At 38.3% G+C, this 25,959-nt stretch carries 18 protein-coding genes; 8 read left to right on the forward strand and 10 right to left on the reverse strand.

What is annotated here, in order from left to right:
* The first annotated feature begins 101 nt into the window (after nt 1-101).
* Nucleotides 102-2,945 carry a TonB-dependent receptor gene (locus KG732_RS11565; RefSeq protein WP_213523870.1) on the forward strand — a complete coding sequence of 948 codons (2,844 nt, stop codon included), beginning with the start codon at nt 102-104 and terminating at the stop codon, nt 2,943-2,945.
* A 33-nt stretch (nt 2,946-2,978) separates the two neighbouring features.
* A complete protein-coding gene (locus tag KG732_RS11570) occupies nt 2,979-4,394 on the forward strand; it encodes a DUF5689 domain-containing protein (protein WP_300980447.1) in 1,416 nt (471 codons plus the stop codon).
* A 232-nt stretch (nt 4,395-4,626) separates the two neighbouring features.
* Here KG732_RS11570 and KG732_RS11575 read toward each other — a convergent pair whose 3' ends face one another.
* The 3 genes from KG732_RS11575 to KG732_RS11585 form a co-directional block, all read right to left on the reverse strand.
* Complete coding sequence (locus tag KG732_RS11575) at nt 4,627-5,997, reverse strand: OmpA family protein (RefSeq protein WP_213523872.1); 1,371 nt, start codon at nt 5,995-5,997, stop codon at nt 4,627-4,629.
* A gap of 115 nt (nt 5,998-6,112) precedes the next feature.
* Nucleotides 6,113-7,306 carry a glycine C-acetyltransferase gene (gene kbl, locus KG732_RS11580; protein WP_213523874.1) on the reverse strand — a complete coding sequence of 398 codons (1,194 nt, stop codon included), beginning with the start codon at nt 7,304-7,306 and terminating at the stop codon, nt 6,113-6,115.
* A gap of 44 nt (nt 7,307-7,350) precedes the next feature.
* Nucleotides 7,351-10,503 (reverse strand): exodeoxyribonuclease V subunit beta, encoded by a 3,153-nt coding sequence (locus KG732_RS11585; RefSeq protein ID WP_213523876.1) that lies wholly within the window; start codon nt 10,501-10,503, stop codon nt 7,351-7,353.
* 341 nt (nt 10,504-10,844) lie between these two features.
* On the opposite strand from KG732_RS11585, the gene KG732_RS11590 reads away from it, so the two are divergent.
* Nucleotides 10,845-11,453, forward strand: a complete 609-nt coding sequence (locus tag KG732_RS11590) for a superoxide dismutase (RefSeq protein ID WP_213523878.1) — start codon at nt 10,845-10,847, stop codon at nt 11,451-11,453.
* Between the two features lie 81 nt (nt 11,454-11,534).
* Here the strand turns inward: KG732_RS11590 and KG732_RS11595 are convergent, their stop codons facing one another.
* The 3 genes from KG732_RS11595 to KG732_RS11605 all read right to left on the reverse strand — a co-directional run bounded on the left by KG732_RS11595 (nt 11,535) and on the right by KG732_RS11605 (nt 16,057).
* Nucleotides 11,535-13,433: an amidophosphoribosyltransferase gene (locus KG732_RS11595; protein ID WP_213523880.1), complete on the reverse strand. Its 1,899-nt coding sequence runs from the start codon at nt 13,431-13,433 to the stop codon at nt 11,535-11,537.
* 69 nt (nt 13,434-13,502) lie between these two features.
* The gene (locus KG732_RS11600; RefSeq protein WP_213523882.1) at nt 13,503-14,423 is read right to left on the reverse strand and encodes a PfkB family carbohydrate kinase; all 921 of its coding nucleotides are present in this window, start codon (nt 14,421-14,423) and stop codon (nt 13,503-13,505) included.
* Nucleotides 14,424-14,524: 101 nt separating this feature from the next.
* Nucleotides 14,525-16,057 (reverse strand): GH3 auxin-responsive promoter family protein, encoded by a 1,533-nt coding sequence (locus tag KG732_RS11605; protein WP_213523884.1) that lies wholly within the window; start codon nt 16,055-16,057, stop codon nt 14,525-14,527.
* Nucleotides 16,058-16,125: 68 nt separating this feature from the next.
* Here KG732_RS11605 and KG732_RS11610 point away from each other — a divergent pair, with 68 nt between their 5' ends.
* The 5 genes from KG732_RS11610 to KG732_RS11630 all read left to right on the forward strand — a co-directional run bounded on the left by KG732_RS11610 (nt 16,126) and on the right by KG732_RS11630 (nt 22,483).
* Nucleotides 16,126-16,920, forward strand: a complete 795-nt coding sequence (locus KG732_RS11610; protein WP_213523886.1) for a DUF2797 domain-containing protein — start codon at nt 16,126-16,128, stop codon at nt 16,918-16,920.
* A 371-nt stretch (nt 16,921-17,291) separates the two neighbouring features.
* The gene (gene ileS, locus KG732_RS11615) at nt 17,292-20,699 is read left to right on the forward strand and encodes an isoleucine--tRNA ligase (protein WP_213523894.1); all 3,408 of its coding nucleotides are present in this window, start codon (nt 17,292-17,294) and stop codon (nt 20,697-20,699) included.
* Nucleotides 20,700-20,704: 5 nt separating this feature from the next.
* Nucleotides 20,705-21,085: a TraR/DksA family transcriptional regulator gene (locus tag KG732_RS11620; protein ID WP_213523896.1), complete on the forward strand. Its 381-nt coding sequence runs from the start codon at nt 20,705-20,707 to the stop codon at nt 21,083-21,085.
* A gap of 52 nt (nt 21,086-21,137) precedes the next feature.
* Nucleotides 21,138-21,818, forward strand: coding sequence for a hypothetical protein (locus KG732_RS11625; protein ID WP_213523898.1), 681 nt, complete (start codon nt 21,138-21,140; stop codon nt 21,816-21,818).
* 26 nt (nt 21,819-21,844) lie between these two features.
* Nucleotides 21,845-22,483 carry a lipoprotein signal peptidase gene (locus KG732_RS11630; RefSeq protein ID WP_213523900.1) on the forward strand — a complete coding sequence of 213 codons (639 nt, stop codon included), beginning with the start codon at nt 21,845-21,847 and terminating at the stop codon, nt 22,481-22,483.
* Between the two features lie 217 nt (nt 22,484-22,700).
* Here the strand turns inward: KG732_RS11630 and KG732_RS11635 are convergent, their stop codons facing one another.
* From KG732_RS11635 to KG732_RS11650, 4 genes are read right to left on the reverse strand one after another with little or no spacing between them, the layout of a single operon-like run.
* Nucleotides 22,701-23,276, reverse strand: coding sequence for a 5-formyltetrahydrofolate cyclo-ligase (locus KG732_RS11635; protein ID WP_213523902.1), 576 nt, complete (start codon nt 23,274-23,276; stop codon nt 22,701-22,703).
* Nucleotides 23,266-24,225: a succinylglutamate desuccinylase/aspartoacylase family protein gene (locus KG732_RS11640; RefSeq protein WP_300980448.1), complete on the reverse strand. Its 960-nt coding sequence runs from the start codon at nt 24,223-24,225 to the stop codon at nt 23,266-23,268. Before KG732_RS11640 ends, KG732_RS11635 begins: the two co-directional genes overlap by 11 nt.
* A complete protein-coding gene (gene rimK / locus KG732_RS11645; protein ID WP_213523904.1) occupies nt 24,218-25,096 on the reverse strand; it encodes a 30S ribosomal protein S6--L-glutamate ligase in 879 nt (292 codons plus the stop codon). The genes KG732_RS11640 and rimK overlap by 8 nt, the downstream gene beginning before the upstream one ends.
* Entirely contained in the window at nt 25,086-25,523 is a 438-nt protein-coding gene (locus KG732_RS11650; protein WP_213523906.1) for a RimK/LysX family protein, read from the reverse strand. The genes rimK and KG732_RS11650 overlap by 11 nt, the downstream gene beginning before the upstream one ends.
* Nucleotides 25,524-25,959 lie beyond the last annotated feature (436 nt).

Raw genomic sequence — 25,959 nt, forward strand, 5'->3', positions numbered from 1 at the left:
TCAGTGCAAAGGTAGTCACAATCGCTATATAAAACACTTTAAATCGTTATAATACAGTGTATTATGTATATGTTTTCAAAAAAAAATAGTTAAATTTAGAAATGATTCATCAAAAACTTAACATACTTATTTTGGCTGGTTTTGTATTGACTTCAGGTATTGGAATGGCACAAGAACTACTTAAAGGGCGCGTAATAGACGACACAACAGAGGAGCCCATCCTTGGTGTGAGTATTAGTGTTTTAGGTACAAAATTCAGTGCAATAACTGGTGCTGACGGGTATTTTAGAGTTACTGGGGGGATCCCTTTAGGAAATCAAAAAATTACAGTTTTAAAAAACGGATATTATTCAAAGACCATTCCAGTAGTAATCGATACCATCAACAGAGTGAATATTGATCCTCTTTATCTGCAACTGGACAACTCTGACATCGCCCAATCGCAGGGAATTATTTCTTTAACAGAAAATGATTTGGCAGATGATGAAAACGCTGCAAATAACTTATCTGGATTGCTACAAGCTTCTAAAGACCAATTTTTAAGAGCTGCAGCATTCGATTTCAGTGCTACTTTTTTCCGACCTAAAGGCCTAAATAGTGAAGACGGCAAAATTATTATCAATGGTATCGAGATGAATAAACAGTTCTCTGGAAGACCACAATGGAGCAACTGGGGTGGAGTCAACGATTTACAGCGCAACCAAAGCTTTAACATGGGGCTTAGTGCTGCAGATCAAAGCTTTGGTGGTTATGCCGGTGTGCAAAGCATCGATATGAGAGCCTCACAACAGCGCGCAGGAACTCAAATATCTTATGCAAGTTCTAACCGAAGTTATAGAAATCGCCTTATGGCATCACATCGTTCTGGATTGCGGAATAACGGCTGGTCCTATGCCATCACCCTATCAAGAAGAGCTGGTGAAGAGGGTTTTGTAGATGGCACTTTATACGATGCCAACTCTTTAGGACTTTCTGTGGAGAAAAAAATAAGCGATACACACTCCATCAATTTTACAGGTCTTTATACGCCCAATAGAAGTGGGCGTCGTACAGCGATGACTCAAGAAGTTAGAGATCTTAAAGGAATCGCATACAATGCATTGTGGGGAGATCAAAATAACGTGCAACGCAACAGTAGAGTCAGAGAAATCGAAGAGCCTATTTTTATGTTGAACCACTTCTGGAACATCACCGATAAGGTTAAGTTAAATACAAATCTGGGGTATCAATTTGGTAAAATAGGAAATACACGTATTGATAATGGAGGTACCAGAATAGATCCTACTTTAGGCCAAAATGCTTATATAGGTGGCGCAAGAAACCCTCTTCCAGATTACTACCAGAACCTACCTAGTTATTTCTTAAGAAATGGCCAAGACCCCATCGATTATCAACGTGCTTACCAAGCTCAACAAGAATTTATTAATGATGGGCAGTTGGACTGGAACAGCTTATACGAGGCCAACAGAAGTTGGAGCGCTGCTGGCGGAAATTCTTTATACGCTATTCAAGAGGACCGTATAGACGATACACAATTATCAGTAAATACAATCATTACTGCTGATCTTACGGAGAACATTCTTTTTAATGCGGGTATGAGATACCGTAATTTGAATAGTGAAAACTATGCGTTGATCAATGATTTGCTAGGTGGTCCAGGCTTCCTAGATGTAGATTTCTTTGCAGAAGAAACAAGTGAGATCAACCTCGACCAAGCAGCACAGTCTAACCTTAGAACCCCTAACCGTATGGTAAGTGTTGGAGATCGTTATAAATACAATTTCAACATCTATGCAAAAGTGATTGCTGGATTTGCTCAAACTCAATTTAAAACTAAAAAAGTAGATTTCTTTGTTGCTGCAAACCTAAGCAGAACTGTTTATCAAAGAGATGGTAAATTTGAGAACGGTAACTTCCCTGGTGCGGCGTCTTTTGGAAAAAGCAACCAACTGGAATTTACAGATATTAGTTTTAAGGGCGGTGCTACCTATAAAATCTCTGGCCAACAGTTTATTGATGTTAATGCTGCCTCTATTTCTCAAGCTCCAACGATTAGAAATTCTTTTAGCAATGCAAGGCAAAATAATGAAACCGTCGTCGGACTTGAGTCTCAAAAGTCGTACAGTGCAGACCTGAGCTATATCTACTCTACCCCAGTCATTAAAGCAAGATTCACTGCCTACTATATTCAATTTGCCAAAGGTGCCGATATAGGGTTCTACTTTACAGAAGATCTCACTGGACTACCTCTCAATGACGGCAGTGCTTTTGTACAAGAAGTAATGACTCAAAAAGAAAGTCGTAACACAGGTATAGAGCTGGGTCTAGAAGTTCCAATAACTCCTAGCATCATGTTCAAAGCTGCTGCTGCATTAGGACAGAATGTGTACACCAACAATCCTCATCTTTATCTTACAAGTGACGATTTTAGTGGGCCACTTTCCTTCGGTGACGGAACTACTAACCTTAAGGGTTATCATGTAGCTGGTGGACCAGAAACGGCCTTACAAATAGGTTTTGAATACAGGGATCCAGAATACTGGAATATAGGGGTAACAGCAAATTACTTTGCAAATGCGTATGCCGACATCAGTAACTTGAGAAGATCTGCAAATTTTAGACTAGACTATGATGGTATGGAGTTCCATGATTTTGATAGCGATCTGGCACAGGAACTGTTGAGGCAAGAGCAATTTGATAGCTATATGTTGTGGAATGTAATCGGTGGTAAATCATGGAGGATATTTGATAAATACATAGGCTTCTTTGCCACAATTAATAACGTATTTGGTCAAGAATACAAAACAGGGGGCTTTGAACAGTCTCGTAATTCCAACTTTAGATCCACACGAGATGATGCTAATAACCCACAAGAAGTATTTGCACCACGCTATTTCTTTGGTAATGGAACAACCTATTACCTCAACTTATACCTAAGGTTCTAATAAGCAATAAGGAACCTGTTTAATAACAAGAATATGAAAAATACGAACCACATTTTTGCCATTGTCTTAGTATCTATAATCGCTTTTTCTTGTGTCGAGGACGACGACTTTAGCATTCCAGACACCGCAACAGTAGCTATAGACCCTCCAGCTAACTTAATCGATATGTCTGCTGTGATAGGACAGATAGGACAGTCTTCAACAGGTATTGTTAGTTTTGAAAGTAATGAACAGTTTATGGAAGGATATGTCATCTCTAGTGACGAGGCAGGAAATTACTTTGAAGAATTGATCCTTCAAGATGCGATAGAAAATCCTACCGCGGGAATAAAAATTCTTATAGATAACAGTCCGTTATTTACCTCCTATGCGATCGGTCAGCGGGTTTATATCTTACTAGATGGGCTATCTGCAGGAAAAGCAAATGGAGTTCCTGTAATTGGTCTGAATGGAACCAATGGAACCATTGAAAAAATTACACCTGCTTTACAAGATACGGCTGTTTTACGAGATAGTGAGATTTTTGAAATCATCCCCACTGTATTGACTGCTTCTACAGAGTTCAGTGATCAACGACTACTGACTCTTATTGAGCTAGAAGCTGTTCAATTTATAGAGGCTGATATTTCTGCAAACAGAACCTTTGCTTCTGAAGCAACTGATCAGTTTGATGGGGTAAGAATGCTAGAGACTTGTTTTGACTTTTTTGACACTATAGTTTTAGAAACAAGTACTTTTTCTGACTTTAAAGCACTGAGATTGCCCGAAGGAAATGGTTCTATAACTGCGATCTTGAATAGAGATTTTGGAGACGACAGGTACGTTATTTCGGTCAATTTCCCAGCAGATTTTGATTTTGAACCTGGTCTAAGATGCAGCTTTGATGTCGTTGCCTGTGGAACTGCAGCTGCTGAAGGATCAACTATATTATTATCTGAAAGTTTTGAAACTCAATCCAACGGTTCTGTGGCGATGCCTACTGGGTGGACCAACCTTATTGAAGCAGGGTCGGAAACATGGGAAATATATTCCTCTAGCGGTCAAAACGCTTCCTTGGGCAAAAGTGTTCGCTGTAGTTCTAGAAACTCAAGAGATACCACTACTATTTCGTGGCTTATCACACCCGCAGTTGATTTTGATGCACAAACAGGTGAGGTATTCTCCTTTGAGACTTCCAATAGTTTTGCTAATAACTCTAACATGCAAGTCCTGTTTAGTTCTGATTGGGATGGAACTGGTATTGGTCTTACTGCAGCTACTTGGGAAGCACTGGCAGATGCCATCATTGTTTCTGATGAGGAGTTTTTCCCTAATTGGATTTTTTCAAACCATGTCTCCCTAGATTGTGTATCAGGTATTGGACATGTAGCTTTTAGATATACTGGATTTGATGATGACAATAATGACGGCACCTATGAATTAGACAACGTTTCTCTTACGAGTAATTAATGACACTATTGTACTCCAACAAATGTAACGTTAAACACAGCGGTAGCTAACTTTCTGAACAGGCTACCTATTTTATAGTCCCATAAAGCTTTCTAAAACTTTTGTTAGATCTTAGAAAGGTGTTTTATATTTTAAATAGCTGCATAGATTAGTAGATGAGGAACCTATGGGATGTAAAAAAGCCACTCTTTTCAAAGTGGCTTTTCTATAATTTTAAGTGTCTAGTCCTAACTTATTTTGCTAAGTTAATTTCTACACGTCTGTTTTGAGCTCTTCCCGCTTTAGTAGCGTTAGATGCTGCTGGCATAGTTTCACCATAACCTTTTGAACTTAAACGGAATTCATCGATTCCGTTTTTAACTAAGTACTCTTTTACAGAAAGCGCACGATCATCAGATAGTCGCTCATTGAATTTTTCACTACCAGTGCTGTCCGTATGACCGTCAATAGAGAATTTAGCTTCTGGGTATTTGTTCAAAATGGCAGTTATTTCTGCAAGTGTTTGTTCCGACTGCTTTTGAATTGAAGCGTTACCTGTATTAAATAAAATAGTCTTAGCGTACTCATTTAATTGAGCTTGTACTTCTACTGGTGGAGCAATAGGACGAGGACAACCTTGTAATTCTGCGATACCTGCAACGTCTGGACATTTATCCATAGCGTCTTCTACACCGTCGTTATCTCTATCTTTTACTGGACAACCTTGTCTTGACGCTGGACCAGCTTCATTAGGGCAATTATCGTCAGCATCAGCAATGCCATCACCATCAGCATCAGGACAACCCATTAGGGCTACAAGACCAGCTATTTCAGGACAGTTATCATCTTTGTCTAATACGGTATCTCCATCGGTGTCAGGACAACCGTTCGTTTCAGCTGGGCCGAAAACATTAGGACACCCATCTTTAGAATCTTCTATACCATCACCATCAGTATCAGGACAACCCATGAACTGCTCTAATCCAGGAACTGTTGGACACAAATCCTTGTTATCCACCACTCCATCACCGTCAGTATCTACAGCTCCCCAAGTAAATTTAACACCTACGGTGTGTTGCCAGTGCTTAGGAAAAGTATCTTCAAAAGCGTGCTTGTACGTAGTTTGAATGTTAGCAGATAGGTTTTCAATGATCTCAATATCAAAACCAAATGTACCATTGAATGTTCCAAATCCATCTTCATCTAACCACTGGTAAGAACCACCAGCTCCCAAATAAGGGCTGATTGCAGAAGAACCGTTCCACAATTCATTAAGATTGTATCTCAAACCACCATCAAGTGATAGGTAAGCCAATTGCTTTATTCTATTCTCCCCCGCTCTATCAATTTGATTTAATGAAAAAGCACCGGTAGCAACTATTCCGTCACCTACATAGTATCCTAGTTCAAAACGACTTGGATAAGGCATGATATTGTAATGATCTACATTAAAGGGTTGATCAAAGTAATCTCCTAATCCTTGGTCTTTCTCTCCTACTGGGTAAAGATCAATTGCATTAACGCCTATTGCAAAACTCCAGCGATTGCTTTCATCTTGTGCGTAACTCATACTGGAAGAAAGTAATAATGCTCCAGCTACTAGTAATTTTAATATATTTTTCATGTTTGGTTATTTATAATATCTTTCTGCAAAATTAAACCGTTCCTTGTCTTTCGCAAGTATCCGGCTCCTAAATTTTCTTTAAAACGTCTGATTTACTGTTTATTCTTTGTTAAATTTAGATAACACCTAGCTTTTTACCAATTTTTTCAAAAGCAACGATGGCTTTTTCCAAATGTTCTTGTGAATGTGCAGCGCTTAATTGTACTCTTATCCTTGCTTTCTCTTTAGGCACGACAGGATAAAAGAATCCGATCACATAAATACCTTCTTCAAGGAGTAGGTCTGCCATTTGTTGTGAGAGTTTTGCATCGTATAACATTACTGGAACGATAGCACTTTCACCATCCATAATATCAAAACCTAAATCTTGCATTGCTTTTTTAAAGAAGGCTGTATTAGACTGCACTTTATCGATAAGTGCAGTGCTCTCATCAATAAGCTCCAAAGCTTTAATGGAAGCACCTACTATGGAAGGTGCAAGGGAATTACTAAAGAGGTAAGGCCTAGAACGCTGTCTTAAAATTTCAATCACCTCTTTATTGGCGCAGGTATAACCCCCCATGGCACCACCAAGTGCTTTACCTAAAGTACCCGTAATAATATCTATCCTTCCTAAAACCCCTTTTGCTTCTAAAGTACCTCGCCCTGTAGCTCCTAAAAACCCTGCTGCGTGACATTCATCTACCATAACCAGTGCATCATACTTGTCTGCCAAGTCGCATATCGTATCTAGTGGCGCTAAAAGCCCGTCCATGGAAAATACACCATCAGTGACAATAAGCTTATAACGCGCTCCATCTTCAGTGGCTTGTTGTAATTGTTTTTCAAGATCTGCCATATCTGCAGTGGCATAACGGTAACGACCCGCTTTACACAAACGCACTCCATCAATAATAGAAGCGTGATTTAAAGAGTCTGAAATGATGGCGTCCTCTTCAGATAGCAATGGCTCAAAGACACCACCATTAGCGTCAAAACAAGCCGCGTAAAGAATCGTGTCCTCACAACCATAAAAGTCGGCTAGTTTTTGCTCAAGTTCTTTGTGGATATCTTGAGTTCCACAAATAAATCGAACAGAACTCATTCCAAAACCATGAGAATCCAAGGTATCCTTTGCTGCTTTTATCACTTCTGGATGGGAAGAAAGTCCTAAATAGTTATTAGAACAAAAGTTGAGAACTTCAGAACCATCCTCTAAAGTGATCACCGCATCCTGTGGTGAAGTAATGATACGCTCTCTTTTATATAACCCCGCATCTTTAATTTCTGCCAGTTCTTTTTGTAAGTGTTCTTTGATTGATCCGTACATGATAGAATTTTTAGTGTATTACAAAGATAACATGCTGCTAGTCCTTAACCATTCCATTTAACGATTTCTAAACTATCGGTATAAATCAGTACTTTTTCTAGCACACTGATGCCCATAGACACCAATAATTCTTCATATTTATTAAGCTGTAATCGGTGCTTTTCTAAAACAGCGCCAGTTTTATAATCCATGATAACCGCTTGACCATCTATAAAGACAACTCTATCAGGTATAAGCCTCGTTCCCGATGGGAGTAAAATTGGTTGCTCATTGAGCACATGAATTCCGTTTATATAGTAAGGAGCGAGATCTGGATGACCGATGACTGCCTCAATCATCCTTTTCATCTCAGTTTGTTCTTCTTTAGACAGCGAGAAATCTCTATTTATCTTTTTACGCAACTTTTCAACACTAGAACGGTCCTTTATCAAAGACAAAAATTCATGCAATATGTTCCCTTTTTGGATGGCTTCACTTGCACCACTGACCCAGAGCAATCCTTTTCTGGTAGAGATGGACAATCTATTTGCGTCTAGATGAACTTTATATTCTCCCAGCATCTGGCTTTCTTGATTTTTGGACTTTCCTGATTTGCGCGATGGATCCCCTTTTTGAGCAGATTGATAACCGGTTTCAGGTAGTAACTCCAACCCTTTCATTTCTACAAAATCTTTTAATAAAGTAGCATAATTAGGTGTTTTGCTCTCTGATCCTATCGTACTGATGTACAGTTGCTCTCTCGCCCTTGTAAAAGCGACGTATAAGGTATTGATTTGATCCATTTGAACTTTGGCGAGGTTATGCGCATAGACCTCTGGAGCAGTACCTGGATAAAATTCGTTTTCTTTTTTTAAACTGATGTACACTTGATCAAAACCTTCATATTCTTCTTCCTTTACAGGAACCCATCCAGTCGGATTTTTTGCGTCATCTAATTTTTTATCGCAATGAGGAACGATGACCACTGGAAACTCCAGTCCTTTAGATTTATGAATGGTCATGATTTGTACCGCCTCAGCATCGGCTGCAGCTGGTACGCTCAATTTTTCCTTTTTCAATTCCCAATGCTCTAAAAATCCAGAAAGGGACACCTCATAGCCTGTAGAATATTCAAATAGAAATTCTAGAAAGGACTGTAATCTGGTGTCTTGCTCTTTGAATAAGCCTAGGGACTTAGCTACTTGTTCAGTGGCTTGAAATAATGCCGCTTTCGCGAAAGCGGAACCTAAATCATCCTGTTCCAAAGCCATAAGACCCTTGCCTAATTCCAATAAACTTTGATGGAGGTGCGCCGTAACAAACGAATGAATATCCTCGATCTCAAAAACTCTGGTATAGGCCGTCAAGAAATCAAAACGAGGCTGTTGTTGCTCTGGCGCCTGGACCATCTTCATCAAAGCGACTAATAACTGTACTTTATGCGAAGCATGTACCAGCAAACTATCTCCAGAAACGACCCGCATTTCTTGAGAAACCAGGTATTTTGCGATCTCATGACCTTCTTTATTTGCTCGTACAAGAACACAAATCTCGCCTAATGCAAAACCGTTTTTGTGCGCCTTTTTAATTTGTTGATATACCTGATAGGGGTAGGCATTATTAAAATCGGCTGTGTCGTAAGGCGCTTCAAAATCCTTATCTATAAAATCTATTTGAATAAAACCGCCCTCTTTTGCTCTTGTTTCTTGTTGCAGGTATTTCTTATACAATGTTTGATACACCTCACTGTGTAAATAGTCCCCATAATAATCAAAAAACTCGTTGTTAAATTGGATCACTTCATCATAACTACGCCAGTTGAATTCGAGTGTTTCGGCTTTTTTAGGCAACATAAACAACTCTGGAGTGGCCAGTAATCTCAGGAACTGGTCTGCATCACCACCACGAAATCTATAGATGGACTGCTTGGCATCACCTACCAACATCAAACTGCCTCGTTCTTCATTCTCTCGTTGTTGCTGGAGTTCATTTTCTATAAGTGGCGCCAGGTTTTCCCATTGCATGCGGCTGGTATCTTGAAATTCGTCTATAAAATAATGACGGTACCGCTCACCAAGTCGTTCATATATAAAAGGAGCTGGCTCGTCCTTTATTTGTTCTGCTAATAAAAGGTTGAACTCATAAATAGGCACGATTTGCTCTGCAACTTTAATCTTATCGATCTCAAGTAGCAATTCATTGAGCAGTGATAATGGTGTGAGGCTGCTGGCTATGTTTTTATAAAACATGATCGCACCGTAATTCTCTATATAAAACTCGGATAAATTAACCAAGTCTGCCCGTTTACTTTCAATCAACTCTTTTGCCGAGGCACTTGCAGCTTTATTTTCTAAAGTTGCCGTTGCCATGTCTTTTACATAACCCGTGTCTGGTGTAATAGAGTAATTTCCTTTCGCACTTTCAGCAATGAACTTATAAACACGACCCGCTTTATAAAAGAAATCATCAGAGGTTAAGCCGTTCTCAGTAAATTCTTGAAAAAGGCTTTTGCCTTTTTCTTCTAGCTCGCTTTTTGCACGTTTGATTTTCTTGTACAAACTTTCGCGAAAGCCCAAAAAGTCTTCCACCTTTTTTCCTTTTAATTGCTTGAGAAAAAGATAATGATTTTCATTTTGAATGAGCTTAGCAATATCTTGAAGATCGTATTCTATATCCCAGCTTTTGCCTTCTTCTATCTTTGATAAAGAAAAGTCAACTAATTGCTGTGTGAGTTTTTTATCTTTTCCCGCTCTCGCAATAAGGTTGTGAATGGCTTTTGAAATCAACCGTTTGCTATCCAGTTCTACCTCAAAATTATCGGGTAAATCAATATCTTTTGCAAAAGTTCTTAAAATGCGATGGTTAAAAGAATCGATAGTCACAATATCAAAGGCCGAATAATCGTGCAACAGCTGATTAAAAATAGCTCGAGCTTTCTTTTTGAACTGCTGGTTGTCCAAACCAGTTTGGTTTTTAATGTGATTTGCTATTCCTAAAACCCCAAGTTCCAAGTCGTCAAAAGTAAATTTATACAAGTATTCCAGTATACGTTCTTTCATCTCGCCCACCGCTTTATTAGTAAAAGTAACGGCTAGAATACGCCTGTATCCGTTGTTATAAGGGTTTTTAAAAAGCAGTGTTAAGTAATCTTGTGCAAGCGTATAGGTCTTTCCAGATCCAGCACTAGCGCTATAAAAAGTAGTAGGTGATTGAGACATATTCAAATATAAGCATAGAAAAGATGGACACAAGCCCAATGCGACCTAAGATTCCAAAGTGTATTGCTTAAAGTGATAAAAAATCATTAGATGGTAAGCTCTTTTAGCCTTTTGACATCAGTGGCTTCCCTATTACTGCTTTCCCTTTAACTTATATAATCCTAAGCATAAATCTTGTTGTTCCGAATTAAATTCCAACCAATGAACTCCTTTTGATGAATAAATACTTTACGATGAACCTGAACACTTTAAGGATAATATAACGTGTATAATTTTAACAGTTCCCATTTTGTGCCTAAATTTATGGTTCTATAATTATTAATCAATAAAAATAATATATAATGGATTTTGAATTACCAGAATTAAAATACGCTAATGATGCACTTGAACCTCATATAGATGCAAGAACAATGGAAATACACCACGGTAAGCATCATCAAGGGTATACCAATAATTTAAATGCTGCTATAGAAGGTACAGATCTTGCTGGAAAAACCATCGAGAACATCCTTCGCAACTTAGACATGAATAATAAAACCGTGAGAAATAATGGTGGTGGTTTTTACAATCACAGCCTGTTTTGGGAAATAATGTCTCCTAATGGTGGAGGTAACCCAACCGGTGATCTATCCGAGGCTATCAATAGTTCCTTCGGATCTTTTGAGGTGTTTAAAGATAACTTTAGCACTGCCGCCAAAGGACAATTTGGTTCTGGTTGGGCATGGCTTTGTGTACATGAAGGAGGAAAACTAGATGTATGTGGAACTCCTAACCAGGACAACCCACTTATGCCAGGAGTAGGATGTGGAGGAACTCCTATTCTAGGTCTTGATGTATGGGAACACGCTTACTACTTGAACTATCAAAACAGACGTCCAGATTATGTGGAAGCATTTTTTAACGTGATCAATTGGGAGGAAGTTTCTAAAAGATATGCTGAAGGGAAGTAATTTCCAAGCAGCAGCAAAAATAAAAAGCCCCACATCACTAATTTGATTTGGGGCTTTTTTAGGTGTTTTAACTGTACTTTTCTAATAAGCACGCTCATCATTTCCTTCAAAGAAATTGATATACGCGCGGTTTACTACACGATTACCACCGTCTGTAGGATAATTTCCTGTAAAATACCAGTCGCCTAAATTCTTAGGACAAGCTTTATGTAAATTATCTACAGTTTGATAAATGACTTTTACTTCAGCTTTTATATCTTCATCAGAGAGTAGTTCCCCTATTTTATCAGATATTTCTTGATTTGTAAAAGGGTCGTATAATTCCTTTACATGATTCACTACATCTACGTCTTCCAGTTCGGTTTGTAGTTTACACTTTTTATAAATGCGTTCAACTGTATCGTATGTGCCTTGATCTTTATGTAATGCAAGCGCCGCTCTGAAGGCAACCAAGCCTTCTAATCGAGCCATATCAATTCCATAACAATCAGGATATCGTATTTGCGGCGCACTAGAAACCACAACAATTTTCTTGGGATTCAATCGGTCCATCATTTTAAGAATGGATTTTTTCAAAGTTGTTCCTCTTACAATGGAATCGTCTATAATAACAAGATTATCTTCTGGCTTTACCACACCATAAGTCACATCATACACATGGGCCACAAGGTCATCACGAGAAGAGTCTTCTGTTATAAACGTGCGAAGTTTAGCATCCTTGATGGCTATTTTTTCTGTTCTTAGCTTTCGCGAAAGCGTGGCCTCCACCTGCTCTTCTGTCAGATTTCCTTCTCCTGCGATTATAAAATCTTTTTTCTGCTTATTGAGAACGGCATGACCTTCTTCTACCATACCATAGAATGATGTTTCGGCTGTATTGGGGATATAGGAGAAGACTGTATTGTCGATGTCGTTATCTATGCTCTTCATAATCTCGGGAAACAATAGTTTTCCTAACATCTTACGTTCCTGATAAATTTCTGCATCACTGCCACGTGAGAAGTAAATACGTTCAAAAGAACAGGCTTTACGTTCTAAAGGTTCTGTGATTTGATCTAAAGTAACTGTTCCATCTTTTTTAATAATAATGGCTTTTCCAGGATCCAATTCCTTTACATCATCAAATGGGGCATTAAAAGCAGTTTGTATGACTGGTCGCTCACTTGCCACTACAACTACTTCATCATTTTGATAATAATACGCTGGTCGTATTCCTGCGGGATCCCTTAACAAAAAAGCATCTCCATGTCCCATTAACCCCCCCATAGCATAACCACCGTCCCAATCTCTAGCGCTTTTACGCAAAATTTTGGCGACGTCTATTTCTTCAGCAATTTTAGGACTAGCTTCTATTTTAGAAAGTCCTTTTGATTTAAATTTTTTGTAGAGTTTACTGACTTGTCTGTCTTGAAAATGACCTACCTTTTCCATAACAGTGACGGTATCTGCCATATCTTTAGGGTGCTGCCCTAATTCTACAAGCTTGTTAAAAAGCTGGAATACGTTGGTCATATTAAAATTCCCTGCCATAATCAGGTTGCGATGCATCCAATTGTTCTGCCTTAAGAATGGATGTACTGATTCAATGCTGTTTTTCCCGAAGGTACCATAACGCACATGGCCCATCAATAATTCCCCTACATAAGGGATCTGCGCTTTTTGCGCTGCTACATCGTCTTTTATTCCAGGATTTTCAGTCAGCTCTGTATTGATGCGTTCATTGATCTGTTTAAAAATATCTTGAATAGGTTGTGCCGCATTGCTGCGTACTCTAGAAATATAGCGTTGACCTGGGTTGACATCTAGTTTAATACTTGCAAATCCAGCACCATCCTGACCGCGATTGTGCTGTTTTTCCATCATTAAATACATTTTATTGATGCCGTAGAAAGCTGTTCCGTATTTTTCCTTATAGTATTCTAGGGGTTTAAGAAGACGTATAAGTGCAATACCGCACTCGTGTTTTAATTGGTCGCTCATGATGGGGTTTATAAGGGTATAAAAATAGAAAAGCCTCAAGAATTCTTAAGGCTTTTTTAATAGATAGTGCTAATTGTTTATTTCAAATTTAGTCAACGCTTTAAATTGCTCCAAACGTGTATTTATTTCTTCACTGGTGATCGTTTGCATACGCTCTGTTCCAAATTTTTCTACCGCAAAGGATGCAAAGTTAGAACCGTAAACAATAGCTCGTTTCATGTTTTCAAAACTATAATCACCACTTGCGGCAAGGAATCCTGTAAAACCTCCGGCAAATGTGTCACCAGCACCTGTAGGGTCAAATACCTCTTCTAGTGGTAATGCTGGAGCAAAGAATATATGAGCTCCTTGGAACAACAAAGCCCCGTGCTCGCCTTTTTTGATCACCACATATTTAGGGCCCATCTCATGGATCTTACGCGCCGCAGCGACTAGAGAATATTCCCCAGAAAGCTGTCTTGCTTCTTCATCATTAATTGTGATCACATCAACCTTTGCAATTACTTGATGCAACATATCTAATTCACTATCCATCCAGAAATTCATCGTATCCAGTACGATTAACTTTGCCAAAGGGGTTTGCGCTATTACCCCTAATTGTACAGCTGGATGCAAGTTTCCTAACATCACTACTTCAGCATCTTTAAAGGCTTCTGGCACTATTGGGCTAAAGTTTGCCAATACATTAAGCTCTGTTGCTAAAGTGTCACGAGTATTCATGTCATTGTGGTATTTTCCAGACCAAAAAAATGTTTTACCCCCTTTGACCACCTCAACACCATCAATGTTCATGCCTCGGTTTTTAAGCATATCTAAATATTCTTGCGGAAAATCCCCCCCAACAATACTCACCAAACCTACTTCTGTATCGAAGTGAGAAGCACTAAGCCCAATGAAGGTTGCTGCTCCACCTAAAATCTTATCTGTTTTACCAAAAGGAGTTTCTATAGCATCAAAGGCTACGGTTCCTACCACAACTAATTTACTCATGTATAAATTTTATGCAAAAATACGTTTTTATTAAGTTTTCAGATCAGGTTTAACCAAGCAGTTTGCCCCTGTTTCCAAAAAATAAGATGGAAAAAATCTAATTATTTTACCAGACTGCTTTTGCTATGAATCAGTAGCAACTCATCCATATATTCCCTAGAATTACTCAACCTTGGAATTTTATGCTGACCTCCCAATTTATCTTTTTGCTTGAGCCAATTGTAAAATACATCTGGATTTGCGATGTTTATTTTTGGTGGCGTTAATGTAATATTGTTGTATCGTTTTGCCTCATAGTCACTATTTACTCTTTGAAGATGTAAGTCTAAAGCTTTCGCGAAAGCGAAAATATCTTCTGGTTGCCTCGAAAATTCAATCATCCATTCATGAGCTCCTTTTTCTTTACCTTCCATAAATATAGGCGCGACTGTGTAGTCTTTTATAAAGCATGGAACCTCAGCTATAGTCTTCTTGAGTGCCTCCTCGGCGTTTTCAATAATCAACTCTTCCCCAAAAACATTGATGTGATGCTTGGTGCGGCCACTTACCTTAATGCGATAAGGGCTTTTATTTGTAAAACGTACCGTATCTCCTATTTTATACCGCCACAAACCAGCATTAGTGGTGATAATAATAGCATAATTCTCTCCCAGTTCTACCTCGCTAAGGGGTATGACCTTCTCATCAGGCGTGTCATAGCCTTTCATAGGAATAAACTCGTAGAAAATTCCATAATCCAACATAAGCAATAGCTCCTTACTATGGTTTCTATCTTGAATGGCAAAGAACCCCTCACTCGCATTATAAGTTTCATAATAGTTAATGTGTTCTGCTGGAAGTAATTTCTTATACTGCTCTACATACGGATCAAAACTCACGCCTCCATGAAAGAATACTTCCATTTGTGGCCAAACTTCTAAAATATGATCCTTACCTGTAGTTTCCAGTACATTGATAAGAAGCACCATCATCCAGGAAGGAACACCTGCAAGACTGGTCACGTTTTCTTTGCTAGTCTCCTGAACAATCGCAGGCATTTTGGTTTCCCAATCTGCCATTAAGGCGACCTCATTTCCTGGCGTAGAGCTGTAATCTGCCCAAAAAGGCATATTGTCTATTAAAATACTACTCAAATCTCCAGCGGCAGTTCCTGACTTTTTATCCAGTTGTTTGCTCCCACCCAATCGCAATGCCTTTCCCTTAAAAATCTTAGAATCTGGATTGTTGTTCAGGTACATACAGAGCAAATCTTTTGCAGCCGCATAGTGACAGTCCTCTAAAGACTGCTGGCTTACTGGTATGTATTTACTGCGAGAATTTGTCGTGCCACTACTCATCGCAAACCATTTGATATCACTAGGCCAAAAAATATTTCCTTCACCACTTCTAGAGCGCTCTATGGAAGTTTCCATTTCGGTGTATCCAGAAACAGGTACTCTGTCTGCAAATTCTCTATAAGATTTTATGGAATCAAAACCGTACTTCCTTCCTACCTCTGTATGCCTTGCGTAATAAATAAGGTCTTGCAAAATATTATCCTGCAACTCCTGTGGATGCTTCATAAAAAGCTCCATATCGTGAAGGCGTTTCTTAAGAAACCACGAGACGACAGAATTGAGTAGTGCGTTTGCCATATATTACAAATCCTAATTGGTATTTTTACAATTTCAAAGATACTCCCTTAATTTTTAAAGTTACCACCATGATCCTTACCGGCACGATTAGAAAAATGCAAACAGAACTGAAGGAAACCGTCCACTATTACCTTGTCTTCCCAGATCACTTTTTGCACATGAACCAACTGCTGGATAAAAATATTTCTTTAAAGCATGTAGGAAATGAATGTCTTAATTGCGGCCTTGACAAAAAAATATGGCGTCAAGGATTTTGTTATGATTGTTTTTCTCAAATCCCACAAGCCGGAGAATGGATCATGAAGCCAGAGTTAAGCCGGGCACATCTGGATGAAGAAGATCGCGATCTAGAGTATGAGAAAAAAATACAACTCCAACCACATATCGTTTACCTAGCCAACAGCAGTAATATAAAAGTAGGTGTGACTCGTAAAACACAAATCCCTACCCGATGGATCGATCAAGGGGCACATGAGGCCGTTGCAATTCTAGAGACTCCCAACCGTTACCTTGCTGGTATTTCAGAGATGGCCTTAAAAAATCACGTAGCAGATAAAACCAACTGGAGAAAAATGCTGACAAATTCAGTGAAAGATTTGGATTTGTTAAGCTTTCGCGAAAGCTTGCTCCAATTTATACCTCAAGAAGCCCAAGAATTCATTCTGGAGAATGAAAAAGAATGGCAAATTAAATTTCCTGTACTTCAATATCCTGCAAAAGTGACCAGTGTTAACCTTGCTAAAACCCCTCAACATGCTGGAAAATTAAAAGGTATCAAGGGGCAATACCTCATCTTTGAAGACGGTACCGTAATGAATTTGCGCAGTCATGAAGGACTGGTGCTAGAGATCGAGGTAACTTGAAAAGGTATTCCCAAAAAGAGAAATAAAAAACAAAAGGCACTTACCAAAGGGAAGACTTCAGTCTGCCAGCAACTCGACGCAAGCATTAATCAATGATGCAATGACTTCTAACTCTTCTGCTTTGCTCCACAAAAAAGTGTGCGAAGGCTTTTCTAATTTGGGCAAAATTATAAAATCTTGATTTTTTGTTACTAAAACAAGATGCACATAGAGCTGTAAGTTGTTGCACCTCCTAATTTAAACATAAGATGTAGTTGTTTTCCTAAAAAACAACTACATCGCCGTTCCTAGGGGCAGACTTAAGTCTGCCCCTAGGAACGTATATAATGCACAAATTTCCGTACTTTTGCCAGCTTTAAAACACTAGTGCAATGAGTAAAAAATTCAATGAATACAAAGGATTAAACCTTCCAGAAGTTGATGAGCGTATCAAATCTTTTTGGAGAGAAAACGATATTTTCAACAAGTCCATGACGACTCGTGAAGGGAATGAGCCTTTTATTTTCTTTGAAGGACCCCCATCTGCTAACGGGTTACCTGGTATTCATCATGTTATGGGACGCACGATTAAAGATTTATTTTGTCGTTTTAAAACACAACAAGGCTATCAAGTAAATCGCAAAGCTGGATGGGACACACACGGTCTTCCTATAGAACTAGGAGTTGAAAAAGCACTTGGAATTACCAAAGAAGACATAGGTACAAAAATATCTGTAGAAGAATACAATGAGGAATGTAAAAAAGCAGTTCTCCAGTATACTGACGTATGGAGCAAGTTAACTGTTGATATGGGGTATTGGGTAGATATGGAACACCCCTATATTACCTATACGTCCAAGTACATGGAATCGGTTTGGTGGTTGTTAAAAGAGATTTATTCTAAAGGCTTAATTTATAAAGGCTATACCATACAACCCTATTCTCCTGCTGCAGGAACTGGACTTAGCTCCCATGAGTTGAACCAACCAGGAACTTATCAAGATGTAACCGACACCACTGTTACTGCCCAATTTAAAGTGGAAGATCCATCCAAATTACCTTTTCCAACTCATGGAGAGGTTTTTTTCCTTGCTTGGACTACCACACCATGGACATTGCCCTCTAATACCGCCCTTACTGTAGGTCCTAAAATAGCGTATGTACTTATTGAGACGTTCAACCAGTATACTGGTGAACCGATGCAAGTAATTCTTGCTGAGAAGTTAGTGAACTATCAATTTGGTAAAAAGTATCAATCTTTAAAAGGTGACGCTTTCGCGAAAGCGAAACAAGCATACCAACTAGGAGACAAAAAGATACCCTATCAAGTCTTAGGATCCTGCCAAGGAACCGACCTAGTGAACTTGAGATACGAGCAATTACTGCCTTACGCAACACCTTTTGAAAATGCGCAGGATGCCTACAGAGTCATCTTAGGTGATTTTGTAACTACGGAAGACGGAACAGGAATCGTACACACTGCGCCAACTTTTGGTGCAGATGATGCTCTGGTTGCCAAACAGGCACTTCCACCTATCCCCCCGATGTTGGTCTTAGATGAATATAACAATCCAGTACCACTTGTCAATTTACAAGGCAAATTCCGCGAAGAACTGCCTGAGGTAGGGGGAAAGTATGTGAAAAATGAATACTTTGCTGATGGAGAAGCGCCAGAACGTTCTGTAGATGTAGATATTGCGATCGCTTTAAAAGAACAAAACAGAGCCTTTAAAGTAGAGAAATACGTGCACAGTTATCCACATTGTTGGAGAACAGATAAGCCGGTGTTGTATTATCCACTGGACAGTTGGTTTATAAAAGTAACCGAGTTCAAAGACAGAATGCACGAGTTGAACAAAACCATCAACTGGAAGCCCAAATCTACTGGAGAAGGAAGGTTTGGCAACTGGCTGGCAAATGCAAACGACTGGAATTTATCGCGCTCTCGTTTTTGGGGAATCCCACTTCCTATATGGCGAAATGAAACCGGAACTGAAGAAATGATCATCGGTTCTATAGAAGAGCTGATGGGCGAAATAGAAAAATCTATCGCTGCTGGATTGATGACTACCAATCCGTTTGCTGGATTTAAAAATGGCGACATGAGTGAAAAAAACTACAACATTGTAGACCTTCATAAAAACGTCGTAGATCAAATTTACTTGGTAGGTAAAACCGGAGCAAAATTAACTCGTGAGGCAGACCTTATCGATGTTTGGTTTGATTCAGGATCCATGCCTTATTCCCAATGGCACTATCCATTTGAAAATAAAGAACAGGTAGAAAACCAACTCCGAAAAGCAGACTTCATTGCCGAAGGGGTGGATCAAACACGGGGATGGTTCTATACATTACACGCTATAGCTACCATGATAAGTGATGATGTGGCTTATAAAAACGTTATTTCTAACGGTCTGGTTCTCGATAAAAATGGACAAAAAATGTCCAAGCGCCTAGGGAATGCTGCAGATCCTTTTGAGACTTTAGGAAAATATGGTGCAGATGCAACGCGCTGGTATATGGTGAGTAATGCTAATCCTTGGGACAACCTTAAGTTTGATCTCGAAGGAATTACTGAAGTCCAACGCAAGTTTTTCGGAACCCTTTACAATACCTATTCGTTCTTTAGTCTTTACGCTAACGTAGATGGCTTTACCTATAGCGAAAAAGACATTCCATTATCAGATCGACCAGAAATCGACCGATGGGTATTATCAGAATTAAATACGTTGATAAAAGACAGCACGGCATTCTATGAAGATTATGAACCTACTAAAGCTGCTCGTGCGATAACCACTTTTGTCACGGAGAACTTGAGCAACTGGTATGTGCGTTTATGCAGAAGAAGGTTTTGGAAAGGAACTTATGAACACGATAAAATTGCTGCCTATCAAACTTTATATACCTGCTTAAAAACAATAGCGCAATTAGGCGCTCCTATTGCTCCATTCTTTATGGATCAATTGTATAAAGATTTAACTGGTGTTGGCGAAAGCAATCCGAGTGAAAGTGTTCATCTTGCGCTTTTCCCTAAAGCAGATGAGTCCCTAATAAACACTGATCTAGAGGAGAAAATGCACAAAGCACAAATCATTTCTAGCCTTACCTTATCCTTGCGTAAAAAGGAAGGTATTAAAGTGCGTCAACCCCTTCAACGCATTATGATACCCGTACGAGATGCTGTAGATAAAGCTCAGATCGAAGCCATCGCAGAGTTGGTAAAAAGTGAAGTAAATGTGAAAGAAATTAAGTTGATCGATGATGCAAGTGGTATACTTGTAAAGGAAATAAAACCAAACTTCAAAGTACTAGGCCCGCGTTTTGGTAAGCAAATGGGACAAATCGCTACTATCATTAAAAGTTTTCAACAAGAAGATATAGCTTTGTTAGAAAAAACTTGTAAAAAAGAGGTGAAAGTAAACGGTAATGCGGTTATTTTGTCCCTTGAGGATGTGGAGATTACATCTTCAGACATAGAAGGATGGTTAGTAGCAAATCAGTCTGGTATTACTGTTGCCCTCGATGTAACCATAACGCCAGAACTTAAAAAAGAAGGGATTTCTAGAGAACTAGTAAATCGCATTCAAAATATAAGAAAAGATTCTGGACTCGAGGTAACCGACCGCATTAACATTGAAATGGAATCTCACAGTGAATTGGACGATGCTCTTAGAGCAAACACACAATATATCAAGGATGAAACATTAGCAGATTTATTAACGATAACAACACATGTTGATAATGGTACGGTAATTGAATTTGACGATATTGCCACCACAATTAAAGTGACTAAAATTTAAAGAATATGAATGAAAATGAAAAATTAAGATATAGCGATAAGGACTTAGCTTATTTCAAGGACATACTTAATGCAAAAATTAAAGAAGCTAAAGAACAGTATGAATTGATCAAAAGCGCCTACATGAATGACGCTAACAACGGTACAGATGATACTGCCCCACAATTTAAGGCCTTTGATGAAGGAAGTGCTGTAATGAGCAAGGAAACAAGCTCACAGCTAGCTATACGTCAAGAAAAGTTTATTCGAGACCTGAAAAATGCATTAATAAGAATTGAAAACAAATCTTATGGTGTTTGTCGTGTTACTGGTAAGCTGATTAACAAAAAACGTTTGGAACTTGTTCCTCATGCTACGCTGAGTATCGAAGCAAAAAACATGCAGTAACAACTGCATATTCCTAGATTATGGGAGTTGCTACAATTTAAACCTAGGTAATTTGGAGGAAGGTAGTGCTTGTTTTGGTTTACGTAGGTTTTTTTGTGCTATCATACTTAGTATTGTTATTGCCTTTGCAAAAGTGGAAGCTCAATCAACAACTGCGACAGTTAAAAATGAAACCCGTCACCTTCAAGCTCCGTTTGATGTGGTAGATATTCAAGTGGATCAACACCTCGAACTAGAAATAACTACTAACAACTCTAATATAGTCCAATTAGTAAGCATACAGAATGGTGAATACAAAAATGCAGTAACTCTATCTAGCGAGATTAGAAATGATTCCTTACTGATAACAGACCCTTTTACCCCAGCTTTTTCCTTTCCTCAGGACAAATTAGGGGCTCATAAAGTTATCGACGGAAAAGCTACTTTATCCTTACCCAGTAATAGACATCTGGTTATTAATACCCATTCTGCAGATATCACTGTTCAAGGAAATTACAAAAGTATTTTTATCAATCAACTTTCTGGAAGTTGTAAAATAGAAAAGCTGGAAGGCGACCTCAATTATATCTCTGTTTATGCAACAATCTCTGTAGATCTGAACGATTATGAGATCCAAGCTCTTTCTAGATCCGGAATGGTGTCGTCATTTGAAAAAACTTTGTGGATCAAGTATTTTGCTCGACTAGAAACCATATCTGGTAATATTAACCATCTTAAAAAGCGCAATAAGTAGTATTTTTGAGTCTTTGAAAAACACCCATGAAATTATCAAGAGCGGTACTTATTATTCTATTAGTTCTACTAATAGATCAAGCGAGCAAAATTTATATAAAGCTTAATTATACATTAACTGGAAGCAATAGTGATGCTATTTTAGACTGGGGTAAATTTAAACTCCTTTTTTATGAAAATGCTGGGGCTGCCTGGGGTATGGAAATACCGGGGGATTATGGTAAGTTGATATTAGTTGTATTTAGAATATTTGCTGTTTTTGGAATTGGTTACTGGCTGGTAAGTAGCATTAAGAAAAGAGCACATCAAATTTTAATTGTTAGCATTTCATTGATTTTTGCAGGTGCTCTAGGAAATATTATCGATTCTATCTTTTACGGTGTTATTTTTTCAGGAAGCTACCACGGTGCTATTGCGATTGCTTTTCCGGATGATGGCGGTTATGCATCCTTGGGTTATGGACATGTAGTAGACATGCTTTACTTTCCTCTATTTGAAGGATACTGGCCAGAATGGATGCCACTTATAGGAGGAGAACATTTTAAATTTTTCAATGCTATCTTTAACGTTGCAGACAGCGCCATCACCATTGGAGTTACCCTTTTGATCATCTTTAGTAAAAAAGCTTTTCCAGCGGATATTAAAAAAGAAGCTTCTGAAATTTAAGATGTTATATCAAGCAAATCCCCAGGCTATTGATGATTGCCTTTTCCTGTTAATACAGGAATAAGCCTTTTTTTTAGAGAATTTCAACATTTTTAAGACAAAACACTGAAATAGTGTTTTGAAAATCATAAAATGCTTTAGTCTGAAATTGAGTATGATAAAAAAGTAAATCGAAATACAAAGCTAGCGGTACTCCTGTTTATAAATAGAAAATAATTTAGAGCGTTATTTTTAAAATCTCTTGCCTATCAACAATGTAATCTAATGCGACATCCGTGCTATTAGCATTCATTTTAAAAGCTAACGGATTAAAAAATGACAGTCCTATCTTTATAACTTCAGGGCTACATTTCTTTAAAAATCGGTCGTAAAAACCCTTGCCATAGCCTATTCGATTGCCATATATATCTGCGGCAACTAAAGGAATAAAGACGACATCAATATTTTTTTCATCTACAACAATATTGTTTTTGTCAGGCTCCGGGATTCCATAATTGTTGATTGTTAATTTAGTCTGATCTGTCAACAAATAAGTAGACATGGAAAAATCTTCAAAATTTGATTTAGAAATGACTACATTTTTGTCTTTTCCTTGAAGTACATGTAGCAAGTACTCGGTATTTATTTCATTGAGTTTTACTATAGGAAGAAAAATATGATATGTGGAATAATGCCAAATATCCATTTGTACTACTTTATTAGCGATTTGTATGCTGTATTCCTCTAACTGATCCTGTGTCAGGGCCAACCTACGTTCCAAGTACTGCTTTCTAAGCGCTTCTTTATTCTCCATGTTTTGAAATATGAAATATCCCATCCCCTTGATACACTAGCGGGCTTTGATTAACATTAATAACGTAGCCCATATGTGGAGATTTGACCTTGTATTTTAACTCTCCATAAGGATCAGTGATAATCGCGATAATTTCGTCTCTTTCTACGCGTTTTCCGGTCTTCACTTTAGGGTGCAATAATCCTGAGTATTTTGCTCTGATCCACATGGAATCGGTTACAATAATAGATTCTTCGTTTCGCCTTTCAACGTAGACATCGGCCCTTAACATTTTAAGATGATCGAGTACTCTAATAGCCCCATTAACTGCGGTATCAACTACTTCTTTATCATTGCGGTTGGACATCCCTCCTTCAAAGAGCAAATACGTCTTGCCTAGGTCTGAACAAGTTGCTCTAAATGTCTTTTTAATATTGTTTCCGTGCATCAAAAATGGTGCATTAAAAACTTTAGCCAAATTCCAAGAGTTGACCTCTAACTGAGAAACCCTAATATGTGGCACATTAAAACGTTGCGCGCCACCAGTATGAAAATCCAAAATGATATCAACATGTGGTAAAATCTCTGAAGACACCTGATAAGCAAATCTACTTGCCAGGGCTCCTGATTTTGTTCCAGGAAAAACCCTGTTTAAATCTCTTCCGTCAGGAAACTCTCTTTTACCGCTTAAAAAGCCAAAAACATTTAAAACAGGAATCGCTATGATGGTTCCGGATACTGGCCTATTAATTTTTTTAGAAATCAATTGTCTTACGACCTCTATACCATTGATTTCATCTCCATGAATACCCCCTGTAACCAGCACTATTGGGCCTGCTTTTTTACTCCTATTTATAATCACCGGCACTTCAATACTAGTAGAAGTATAAAGCTTGGCCATATTAAAATTGAGCTTATAACTTTTCCCAGGCTCTATAATTGTATTAAATATTTTGAGTTCTTTAAGCATGAACACCTTTTTCTATGTACTTGATGATTTCTGCCGCAATATTTTTACCTGTAGCTCTTTCTATTCCTTCAAGACCTGGAGAGCTATTAACCTCAAGTACTAAAGGACCTCGGCTACTTTGGAGTAAATCTACCCCACAAACTCCAAGACCTAAAGATCTGGCCGCACTTACGGCTGTTTGTTCTTCACGTTTAGTGAGTACGATACTTTTTGCGGTCCCTCCACGATGTAAATTAGACCTAAATTCTCCTTTTTGAGCCTGTCTTTTCATAGCACCTACGACCCTATCTCCAACAACAAAAGCACGTAAATCTGCACCTCCTGCTTCTTTTATAAATTCTTGTATAATCACACGAGTCCTCAATTCATTATTAGCGTCTATAATGGCATCTGCAGCAGCTATAGTCTCGGCAAGATTCACCCCTATTCCTTGAGTTCCTTCTAAGACTTTGATGACTACAGGAGGACCACCAACCTGTTTACAAATAGCGTCTGTATGATCCCCAAAGTTGGTAAATACCGTCTTGGGCATGTCCACACCACTTCTAGAAAGCAGTTGTAGGCTTTGTAATTTATCCCTACTACATACTAGAGACATCGAGCTTACGGTCGTAAAACAATTCATCATCTCAAACTGACGTACAATAGCAGTTCCATAAAAAGTAATGCTAGTACCTATACGTGGAATAATAGCGTCAGGAGTAACCAACCTTTCTCCATGATAATAAACAGTAGGTTTCTGTTTTTCTAATTTGATATTACAATGCAGCACATTGATCGCTTTTGCTATATGACCAGCTTTACGAGCCTCTTCTAGCAATCTTTTTGTACTGTAAAGGCTGGTACTGCGTGATAAAATATTAATCTTCATACTGAGAATGTAAATAAGAAATATCCTGTAATTCAGGATCTACAATAAATTTAGGAGAAAGAAATTTACGCCCTATCAAAACTGGGTATTTCATTTCTTCCCGATTACTCAAAGTTAAAGAGATCTTGTACAGTTTCTTAAAAAGCCTGATGTTTCCTTCCACCTCATAACGCAAATCTACACTACCATTACTGCTGCGTACACTAGTGATCTTATACTCCTCAAAGCTCAGCCGCTTTCCATGATACTGATCGTGTTCTTCATCTAGTAGTGTGGCATAAAGCACACCGTCAGTTTCTTCAATATCTTTACAGTGTATGCTACTCGTGTAGGCACCTGTATCGATTTTAATATCAATTCCCTCTATCTTTAATTTTGGAAAATCAGCACGGTCTGTGCGGCCTATGATTATCTTTTTTGTTGCCAATTTAGTTTTCTAATAGGTTGCAAAGATGCATTTTTCTATAACCATTTGTGTTGTGTAAACATAAAATTCTGAATTGAATAGTGTGGTTGGTATCGCTTTCGCGAAAGCGATACCAACCACCTAACACAAGACAAGTTAGTGCAAGAAAGCCTATAAATAAAGAAGCTATTTGTTACTACAGAAACAGCTCTTTTTTATGGATTTGAATTTGATGCGACCGAATCGCAGATCGAGAACATTTACTTCTTTTTGGAAGCAGAGTTCTTAAGCTTAAGCATTGCTGCCGCTAGATTTGAATATGGGTTGCCGAAGTTTACGACTCCTTTTGCTGGTTTTTTAGCCATGGTATATCACTTTAAAATTATATAGTACATGTAGGATGGATTAAGATTCTTCTATTTATTTTTTAGTTAAAAATAAATCCCTTTTAGTTATA

The organism is Nonlabens sp. (genome assembly GCF_018401815.1).
Taxonomy (GTDB): Bacteria; Bacteroidota; Bacteroidia; order Flavobacteriales; family Flavobacteriaceae; genus Nonlabens.